Genomic DNA, 8,513 nt, shown 5'->3' on the forward strand with positions numbered 1-8,513 from the left:
TCCCGGGCCCCCGGCACCGGCCGCACCTTGTCCGGATCACCGTTGTACGGCACATCCTCGATCAACGTGCCGTCCCGATCCAGCAGCACCGCGTCGTACAGGACCGGTGCCGGCGCGCCCGACCCGACCGGTTCCCCCCGGCCTGGCCTGCGCTGATCCGGCTTCACCTGGTCCCGTCGCACGGGCGGCGGGTTCCCGCAACCTTCGGGAGTAAACATCATCTACCCGGCGCTACGGCACGTCGCCGTCGCCCGGGGCCGCATCCTCGCCGGTCGGGCCTTACCCGTCGCCCCGGAGAAGCTAACGCGACGCCGTTAGGTCGGGCGGTCGCTCGGGTACAGAAACGGGGTGGCGATTGTGGATGCAGTGATCGAGGCACCCCCGCAGCAGGTCTTCGACGTGCTCACCGACGGGTGGACGTACAGCGACTGGGTCGTCGGGACCGTGCACGTGCGCGACGTCGACGCCGACTGGCCGGCGGTGGGCGCCCAGTTGCACCACCGAACCGGGCCGTGGCCGTTCTCCCTGGAGGACTCCTCCACGGTGCTGGTCTGCGAGCCGCCTGGCAGACTGGTCATCCGGGCCGGCCTCTGGCCGGCCGGCGAGGCGGTCGTGGAGTTCATTCTGGAGCCGGTGGGTGACGGCTTCGCCACCCGGGTCCGCATCGGCGAGGACTTCGCCGCCGGCCCGCTGCGCTGGATTCGCAACAAGCTCAACGATCTGGTGCTGCACCAGCGCAACAAGGAAACCCTGCGCCGCCTCGCCGACATCGCCACCCGGCAGAAGGCCGAGGAAGTCGTGGAACCGTGAGTGCCGGCCCGGGTCGGGGCCCGGCCCGGCGGGCGGGGAGCCTCGACGGGGCCGCAGGCGGCACTGGCTACCCTTTGGGGGAAAACCGTCGGCAACCAGAGGATGTCCGTCATGATCGAACCTGTGGAGCTGCCCTCGCCCTGGCGGGACGCACGCCTGACCGTCGTGGTCCCCACCTACAACGAGGCGGGCAACCTCCCGGTACTGGTCGACCGGCTCCTCGCCCTGCCGCTGCCCGGGCTGAAGGTGCTGGTCGCCGACGACAACTCCCCCGACGGCACCGGCGAGGTGGCCGACAAGCTCGCCATCGAGCACCCTGACCGAATCCAGGTCGTGCACCGCGCCGGCAAGGAGGGCCTGGGCCGGGCGTACGTCGACGGCATCAGCCGCGCCCTCGACGAGGGCGCCGACTACGTCGCGCAGATGGACGCCGACCTGTCCCACCCGCCGCAGGCGCTGCCCGGCATGCTCGGCGCTCTGCTCGCCACACAGGCCAGCGTGGTCATCGGCTCCCGTTACGTGCCCGGCGGAGAGCTGGACGAGAACTGGCCGCTGTACCGTCGGGCACTCAGCGGCTGGGCCAACCTGTACGTGCACACCCTGCTGCGGGTGCGCATCCGCGACCTCACCGCCGGTTTCAAGATCTGGCGGGCGGACGCGCTGCGCGACATCGGCCTGGAGCGGGTGCAGTCCAACGGCTACAGCTTCCAGGTGGAGATGCACTACCTGGCCACCAAGCTCGGGCACACCATCCTGGAGGTGCCGATCCGCTTCGAGGAGCGGCGCGACGGCTCGTCAAAGATGACCATGGCCACCAAGGTGGAGAGCGCCCTGATGCCGTTCCGGCTGCGTACCCGGCACCGCAACCTGGAGCGCTGAACCGCCCGACCCGGTCACCCGCGCGTCCCGCCCGGCCCGGCGTCCACCTCAGCGGTAGACGGCCCGGTGTGCCGTGCCGACGGCCCGGGCGTACAGGCCGCCGGTCAGCGCCCGATCCCGGACGAGCGCCACCCGGGCCGCGTGCGCGCCCGGCGCGCCGTGGACGCCGCCGCCCGGGTTCGCCGAAGCGTTGGCCAGGTAGAGCCGGTCGACCGGGGTGTCCGGCCGGCCGAGCCCTGGCACCGGACGCAGGAAGAGCTGCTGGTACGCGGCGGCGGTGCCCCCACCCACCGCCCCGCCGACCAGACCCGGGTTGCGTTCCTCCAGGTCCGCCGGGCCGGCGACGAACCGGCCTCGGACCCGCGCCTTGAAACCCGGGGCGTACCGCTCCAGCAGCGCCTCCATCCGGTCCACGTGCGCGGCGACGTCCTCGGCCCGCCAGTCCCGCCGGAACGGCAGGTGGGTGTACGACCAGAGTGTCTCCGTCCCCGCCGGTGAGCGCCCCGGGTCGGCGGTGGTCATCTGGCCGACCAGCAGGAACGGCTCCCGGGGCGGCTCCCCGCAGGCCAGCTCGGCGCCGTACCGGGTGAGCCCGTTGACGTCGGTGGCCAGGTGCACGGTGCCGGCCCCCCGCACCTGCGGGTTGGTCCACGGCATCGGTCCGTCCAGCGCCCAGTCGACCTTCACCGTGGAGCCGTCCCAGCGGAAGTGCGCCAGATCCTCGACCAGCCGGGGCGGCAACGCGTCCGCGCCGACCAGATCCAGGTAGAGCGCGGGGGCGGGCACGTCGGCCAGCACCGCCCTGCGGGCCCGCCAGAGCGCGCCGCCGACGGTCCGCACGCCCATCGCCCGGCCCCGGGCCACCAGCACCCGGTCCACCGGCGCCGAGTAGGTGACGCGTCCGCCCCGGGCGAGCAGCCGGTCGACCAGCGCGTCGGTGATCCGCTGCGCCCCGCCGACCGGGACCGGCCAGCCCACCTCCTGCCCCAGCATCGCCAGCAGCCAGCCGTAGATGCCGGAGCCGGCGTCGTCCGGGGACAGGTCGGTGTGCAGGGCACAGCCGGCCATCAGAGCCCGGCCGCCCTCCCCCCTGAACAGCTCGCGGCCGAGCTGACGGGCCGGCAGCACCAGCCTGCGGGCCAGCCGCAACGCGCCGGCTGTCCGCAGCCGGGCGAACAGTTCCAGACCGCTGCGTACCGGCGGGAAGGGAGTCAACAGGGCTTGCACCAGCGGCCGGGAAACCCGCCGCCAGTCGTCGTACGTGTCGAGCCAGCGCTGCCCGTCCCCGGTGGCGAACGCCTCCATGGAGGCCGCGCTGCGCGCCGGGTCACGGTTGAGCACCGCCGCCCGCCCGTCCGGCATCAGGTGGGCCAGCACGTCCGGGGCGTGGGTCCAGGTCAGACCGTAAGCGTCGAGGCCGAGCCGGCGCAGCACCGGTGAGGCGTACCCGAGGGGAAAGAAGGAGCTGTAGAGGTCGCTGAGGTAGCCGGGGGCGGTCACCTCGGCGGACCGGACCGCGCCGCCGGGCGCGCCGGTGGCCTCCAGCACCAGCACGTCCCAGCCGGCGTCGGCCAGCAGGTTGGCGGCCACCAGGCCGTTGTGCCCGGCGCCCACCACGACGGCGTCCGCGGTCACGGTTCCGCTGTCGATCATCCAATCCGCCTACCCGGCCAGCAACCAGACGAAACGCGTTTGCCCGGCCGGCAGCGGGGCATTCCCCGCCGCATGTACAGGGTTGAACAGTTCATCGGTGGAGTGTGGGGCGCGGGCGGCGAGGGTGGTGAGCTGACGGTCCACGACCCGGCCGACGGCTGCCCGGTCAGCACCGTGCCGATGGCGACGGCGGGCGAGGTGGCCAAGGCGGTCGAGGCGGCCCGGGGGGTCGCCGCGGAGTGGGCGGCGACCCCGGCGGCGTACCGGGCGGGGGCCCTGCACCGGGCGGCGGACGCCCTGGCGGCGGCGGCCGACGAGCTGGCGGCGGCCACCACGGCGGAGATGGGCAAGCCGCGGGCTGACGCGCGGGGCGGCGTCGAGGCGGGTATCGGCACGCTGCGACAGTACGCCGAACTGGGCCCGTTGCGGGGCGGCCGAACGCTGCACGGCGGTGCCGCGGCCATCGATTTCATGGCCCCGGAGCCGCGCGGCGTGGTCGCCGCGATCACCCCCTGGAACGACCCGGTGGCCGTCTCGTGCGGCCTGCTGGGCGCTGCCCTGGTGACCGGCAACGTGGTTCTCTACAAGCCCAGCGAACGGACTCCCGCGACCGGCTGGCTGTTGGCGAAGATCCTTGACGGCGCGCTGCCCGCCGGGGTGCTGTCCCTGCTCACCGGCGGTGGGGAGGTGGGGGCTGCCCTGGCGGCCCAGGAGGTCGACGTGGTCGCCCACGTCGGTTCGACGGCCACCGGTCGGATGATCGCCGCGGCGTGTGCCCGGACCGGGGCGAAGGCGCTGCTGGAGAACGGCGGCAGCGATCCGCTGGTCGTCGACGCCGGGGTGGACCCGGTGTGGGCCGCGGAGCAGGCCGCGACCGGCGCGTTCGCCAACGCGGGGCAGATCTGCGTCGCGGTGGAACGAATCTACGTCCACCGGGACGTCGCGGAGGACTTTCTGGACGCGCTGGTGGCGCGGGCCCGGACGCTGCGGGTCGGGCCGGGACGCGATCCGGAGACCGAGCTGGGGCCGCTGGTGGACCGCCGGCACCGCGACCACGTGCACGGCCAGGTGACCGCGGCGGTCGCCGAGGGCGCGACGCTGCGGACCGGGGGCGCGCTTCCGGACGGTCCGGGGGCGTTCTACCCGGCGACCGTGGTCACCGACTGCCGGCAGGACATGACGCTGATCCGGGAGGAGACCTTCGGCCCGGTGGCCGCGGTGGTCGTGGTGGACTCGTTCAGCGAGGCGCTGCGCTGCGCCGCCGACTCGCCGTACGGGCTCGCCGCGACCGTGCTGACCCCGTCGATGAGCCACGCGCAGCGGGCCTGGCGGGAGCTGCCGGTGGGCACCGTGAAGATCAACGCAGTCTTCGGCGGCGCACCGGGCGGTGCCGCGCAGCCGCGCCGCGGCAGCGGCCAGGGCTTCGGGTACGGCCCGGAGCTGCTCGACGAGTTCAGCACGGTCAAGACGGTGCACATCGAGGCGCCCGCCGGTGGCCACTGGTGACGCCGCACGTGCAGGGGCCGCCCCGGTACGGGACGACCCCTGCACGCGTAGTACCCCGGGGCAGCTCAGCGGCCGCGGGCCTTGGCCTTCTCGCGGGCCTTCGTGGTCTGCCGGTTGTTGGCCTTCTCGATCGCCTTGACCAGTTCCGGCTTGGTCATCCGGGACCGTCCTGGCAGATCCAGTTTGCGGGCCACCTCCATCAGGTGGTCCTTGGTGGCGTTGGCATCCACCCCGCCGGCCGTGGGGGCCCGCCGGCCGGGCCCGCCGCCGGCGGCCTGCCGGTCGCTGGGGCCCTTGCGGCCCTTCGGCTCCCAGTGGTCGCCGACCTTCTCGAACTCGTGCTTGACGGCGGCGAACGCGGTGCGGTGCGCCCGCTCCCCCTCGCCGTACGTCTCCGCCGCCGAGTCGTGCGTCTTCTCCCAGGTTCGCTGCGCCTTCTCCGGGGAGCGCCGCAGCGTGCTGGGCATCACCTCGCGCCCGGGCATCTCGTCCTCCTCATGTCTGTTCCCTGCCGTGGACGGTTCCCTGGGGTCCCGCCGGCAAACTCCGAAAGTCGGGTTTGTCGATTTCCGCACGAGGGTACCGGCGTGGCCAGGTGACCAACCGGGCGTCGGGCGCGTCCGGCCGTCGGGCGAGGAGCGGCGATGGCAGCGACGACGGAGCCGACCGCGACCGCCGGACGGCCGCCACCGCCGATCCCCCGCCGGGTACGCCAGCTGAACTGGGCGACCTGGCATGGGGTGCTGGTGCGTAGCGGGCGCAACTTCGTGCGGGACAACTGCGCGGACTGGGCCGCCGTGCTCACCTACTACGGGGTGCTGGCGCTCTTCCCGTCCACGGTCGTGGTGGTCGCCCTGGTCGGCCTGGTCTCCGAGGGCGAACGGACGGTGGACACGGTGCTGGACCTGGCCCGCGACGTCGGGGCCGGGTCGATCGTCGCCAACGACGGCTTCGTCTCCGTGGTCCGGACCGTGGTCGACCAGCGGAGCGGGACACGCGCGCTGCTCAGTTTCGGTCTGCTCGGCGCCCTCTGGTCCGCGTCCAGCTTCATCGGCGCGTTCACCCGGGCCTCCAACGCCATCTACGGGGTGCCGGAGGGCCGTCCGGTCTGGCGGCTGCGCCCGTTGCAGATCGGGCTGGCCGGGGTCTCGCTGGTGCTGCTCGCGGTGGTGGCCCTCGGCCTGATCATCAGCGGCCCGGTGACCGACGCGGTGGGCGATCTGGTGGGCGCGGGCGGGGTGGCCCGCACGGTGTGGAGTGTGGCCAAGTGGCCGGTGCTGGCGCTGGTGGCGATGATCCTGCTGTCGCTGCTGTTCTGGATCGCCCCGAACGTGCGACAGCCCCGGTTCCGCTGGCTCACCCCGGGCGGGGCGGTGGCCCTGGTCTCCTGGGTGCTCGCCTCCTTCGGTTTCGGCCTGTACGTCGCCAACTTCGCCTCCTACGACGTCACGTACGGCAGCCTCGGCGCGGTGATCGCCTTCCTGGTCTGGCTCTACCTGTCCAACTCGGCGCTGATGTTCGGCGTGCAGATCAACGCCGAGTTGCAACGCGGGCGGGTACTCCAGGCCGGGGCGGAGGACCCGGGCGAGCCGGTGCTGCCGCCGAAGGCCGCCGCCGGTTCGTGACCCGGTGCCGGGTTCGCGTTTCCCGTCGATCCCCCCGGGTAGCACTGACGGCATGGAACGTGGCAGCAGCAAGCACGGACCGAGGCTCGACGAGCAGATGAGCCAGGAGGTCGCCGGCCTCGTGCAGGGGCCCGGCACCGCAGGCTCGCGCGCCGAGGAGTTCCGCGAGCCCGAGCCGGCCGGCGAGGACCAGCCGGGGACGACCACCGCGCCGGCGGGCGAGTTGCGCACCGGCGCACCGAAGGGCATGAGCTCCACCGACGTGGAGGCGCGCAGCCGACTGGGGCGGTTCATCACCATGTCGGCCCTGCCCGGCGACCGCGCGGCGCTGGTCGCCAACGCCCGCGACAACGAGGCGCCCGACGACCTGGTCGCGGAGCTGGAGCGGCTGCCCGAGGGCACGCGGTACCGAACGGTCTCCGAGGTGTGGGCCGCCCTCGGGCACAAGAACGAGACGACGCGCTGGTGAGACGGGTCGGTCCGCGATCCGTCGAGGTGACCAGCGGCAGAGGAGGAGCGCTTTCATGAGCGGCGTTATCGAGCACGTCGAGGTCGCCGTCCCGATTCGGACGGCGTACGACCAGTGGACCCAGTTCGAGGAGTTTCCCCAGTTCATGGAGGGGGTCGAGGAGGTCCGGCAACTGTCGGACACGATGACGCACTGGACGGTGGAGATCGCCGGCGTCAAGCGGGAGTTCGATGCCGAGATCACCGAGCAGCTTCCCGACGAGCGGGTGGCCTGGAAGTCGACCGGCGGCACCCGGCATGCCGGGGTGGTCACCTTCCACCGCCTTGACGACAGCCAGACCCGGGTGACCCTGCAGATGGACTTCGAGCCGCACGGCGTGGTCGAGCAGGCCGGCGACAAGCTGGGCGTGGTGGACCGTCGGGCCAAGGGCGACCTCAAGCGGTTCAAGCAGTTCATCGAACGGCGCGGTCTGGAGACCGGCGCCTGGCGGGGCACCGTCGACCGACCCCAGCCCTGATCGCCCTTCCTCGCACGTCGAGACGTACCCGATGGCCGCCGGTGATCCGGCGGCCATCGCCGTTCCAAGCGCCGTTTGCGGTCACCGGGCCGGGGTACCGCGATGGGATGACCGAGAACGACGACAGGGTGTGGCGGGACGAGCAGAAGATCCCGCTGGCGGAACTGGACCGGGCGATCGCCCGCTCGACCATCGACGGGCAGGCCGACGACGTCACCGGCAACGACGCCGGTGAGGAGGCCGCCTTCGGGCACGGGCCGGAGGCGGCGGACCGGGGCGCCGGCCCGGAGGCGGAGCGGCGCGAGATGACCGACTCGCAGCGGGCGTACCGCCCGTCGACCACCGGACGGACCGGCCCCGACACGATGTGACAGGGCCCGCCGGCAGGCGGGTGCCGTGGCGGGCCGGCGGCGCGGTGACCGGGTGGCCGGCGGCAGGGCCCGGCCCGGCGGGGCCCTACCCTGGACGGGTGCTGCTGCCCCTGCCGCCCGGCGAGTTCCGGGCCTACCTGTTCGACTGCGACGGCACCGTCGCCGACTCCATGCCGTTGCATCACGCCGCCTGGCGGCAGACGCTGGCCGAGTGGGGTTGCGACTTCCCCGAGGAGCTCTTCTACGCCTGGGGCGGCCGGCCGGTGGTCGACATCGTCGCCGACCTGGCCGCCCGGCACGGCGTCGCCATGCCGGTGGAGGTGGTAGCCCGCCGTCAGGAGGAGTGCTACCAGCGGCTCCTGCCGTCCCTCACCGCCGTGCCGGGGGTGCTGCGGCACATCGAGGAGGCGCACCGCAGGGTTCCCTTCGCCGTGGTCTCCGGCAGCACCCGCGAGTCGGTGACCGCCTCGCTGCGCGCGCTGGGCCTGCTCGACCGGTTCGACGTCCTGGTCTGCGCCGGCGAATACGCACGGGCCAAGCCGGACCCGGAGTGCTACCTGCTCGCCGCCCGGCTGCTGGGTGTGCCGCCGGCGTCGTGCCTCGTCTTCGAGGACACCGACCTCGGCGTCCAGGCGGCCACCGCGGCCGGCATGGCTGCGGTCCGCGTTCCGCCGCCCCACCAG

General features: G+C 73.5%; 10 protein-coding genes and 1 pseudogene. 8 read left to right on the forward strand and 3 right to left on the reverse strand.

The annotated features are described in order from the left end of the window. Positions 1-182, reverse strand: a pseudogene (locus E1193_RS27910) (haloacid dehalogenase); the annotation flags it as partial. Between the two features lie 166 nt (positions 183-348). On the opposite strand from E1193_RS27910, the gene E1193_RS27915 reads away from it, so the two are divergent. Together E1193_RS27915 and E1193_RS27920 are read left to right on the forward strand one after the other, a co-directional pair. Beyond that, the gene (locus E1193_RS27915) at positions 349-810 is read left to right on the forward strand and encodes an SRPBCC family protein (RefSeq protein WP_132186159.1); all 462 of its coding nucleotides are present in this window, start codon (positions 349-351) and stop codon (positions 808-810) included. A gap of 111 nt (positions 811-921) precedes the next feature. After that, entirely contained in the window at positions 922-1,689 is a 768-nt protein-coding gene (locus E1193_RS27920; RefSeq protein WP_132186160.1) for a polyprenol monophosphomannose synthase, read from the forward strand. A 48-nt stretch (positions 1,690-1,737) separates the two neighbouring features. Here E1193_RS27920 and E1193_RS27925 read toward each other — a convergent pair whose 3' ends face one another. Then, the gene (locus tag E1193_RS27925) at positions 1,738-3,342 is read right to left on the reverse strand and encodes an NAD(P)/FAD-dependent oxidoreductase (RefSeq protein ID WP_132186161.1); all 1,605 of its coding nucleotides are present in this window, start codon (positions 3,340-3,342) and stop codon (positions 1,738-1,740) included. A 72-nt stretch (positions 3,343-3,414) separates the two neighbouring features. Here E1193_RS27925 and E1193_RS27930 point away from each other — a divergent pair, with 72 nt between their 5' ends. Beyond that, on the forward strand, positions 3,415-4,848 hold the full coding sequence (locus E1193_RS27930) for an aldehyde dehydrogenase family protein (RefSeq protein WP_132186162.1): 1,434 nt from the start codon (positions 3,415-3,417) through the stop codon (positions 4,846-4,848). 65 nt (positions 4,849-4,913) lie between these two features. Here E1193_RS27930 and E1193_RS27935 read toward each other — a convergent pair whose 3' ends face one another. Further along, positions 4,914-5,333 (reverse strand): ChaB family protein, encoded by a 420-nt coding sequence (locus E1193_RS27935; protein ID WP_132186163.1) that lies wholly within the window; start codon positions 5,331-5,333, stop codon positions 4,914-4,916. A 159-nt stretch (positions 5,334-5,492) separates the two neighbouring features. On the opposite strand from E1193_RS27935, the gene E1193_RS27940 reads away from it, so the two are divergent. The 5 genes from E1193_RS27940 to E1193_RS27960 form a co-directional block, all read left to right on the forward strand. Further along, the gene (locus tag E1193_RS27940) at positions 5,493-6,473 is read left to right on the forward strand and encodes a YihY/virulence factor BrkB family protein (RefSeq protein ID WP_132186164.1); all 981 of its coding nucleotides are present in this window, start codon (positions 5,493-5,495) and stop codon (positions 6,471-6,473) included. A 52-nt stretch (positions 6,474-6,525) separates the two neighbouring features. After that, positions 6,526-6,942, forward strand: coding sequence for a DUF2795 domain-containing protein (locus tag E1193_RS27945; RefSeq protein WP_132186165.1), 417 nt, complete (start codon positions 6,526-6,528; stop codon positions 6,940-6,942). A gap of 55 nt (positions 6,943-6,997) precedes the next feature. Further along, the gene (locus E1193_RS27950) at positions 6,998-7,459 is read left to right on the forward strand and encodes an SRPBCC family protein (RefSeq protein ID WP_132186166.1); all 462 of its coding nucleotides are present in this window, start codon (positions 6,998-7,000) and stop codon (positions 7,457-7,459) included. Positions 7,460-7,566: 107 nt separating this feature from the next. Beyond that, positions 7,567-7,830: a hypothetical protein gene (locus E1193_RS27955; RefSeq protein WP_132186167.1), complete on the forward strand. Its 264-nt coding sequence runs from the start codon at positions 7,567-7,569 to the stop codon at positions 7,828-7,830. A gap of 98 nt (positions 7,831-7,928) precedes the next feature. After that, positions 7,929-8,513 (forward strand): HAD-IA family hydrolase (locus E1193_RS27960; RefSeq protein WP_132186168.1); only part of this gene is annotated, 585 nt, incomplete at its 3' end.

The organism is Micromonospora sp. KC606, from assembly GCF_004348675.1.
In the GTDB taxonomy this organism is placed as follows: domain Bacteria; phylum Actinomycetota; class Actinomycetes; order Mycobacteriales; family Micromonosporaceae; genus Micromonospora.

What these genes read in the sequence shown, in the direction of transcription:
- E1193_RS27935 (WP_132186163.1), bottom strand. Translation starts at nt 5,333, where the DNA reads ATGCCCGGGCGCGAGGTGATGCCCAGCACGCTGCGGCGCTCCCCGGAG.
- E1193_RS27930 (WP_132186162.1), top strand. Translation starts at nt 3,415, where the DNA reads ATGTACAGGGTTGAACAGTTCATCGGTGGAGTGTGGGGCGCGGGCGGC.
- E1193_RS27950 (WP_132186166.1), top strand. Translation starts at nt 6,998, where the DNA reads ATGAGCGGCGTTATCGAGCACGTCGAGGTCGCCGTCCCGATTCGGACG.
- E1193_RS27955 (WP_132186167.1), top strand. Translation starts at nt 7,567, where the DNA reads ATGACCGAGAACGACGACAGGGTGTGGCGGGACGAGCAGAAGATCCCG.
- E1193_RS27940 (WP_132186164.1), top strand. Translation starts at nt 5,493, where the DNA reads ATGGCAGCGACGACGGAGCCGACCGCGACCGCCGGACGGCCGCCACCG.
- E1193_RS27945 (WP_132186165.1), top strand. Translation starts at nt 6,526, where the DNA reads ATGGAACGTGGCAGCAGCAAGCACGGACCGAGGCTCGACGAGCAGATG.
- E1193_RS27920 (WP_132186160.1), top strand. Translation starts at nt 922, where the DNA reads ATGATCGAACCTGTGGAGCTGCCCTCGCCCTGGCGGGACGCACGCCTG.
- E1193_RS27925 (WP_132186161.1), bottom strand. Translation starts at nt 3,342, where the DNA reads ATGATCGACAGCGGAACCGTGACCGCGGACGCCGTCGTGGTGGGCGCC.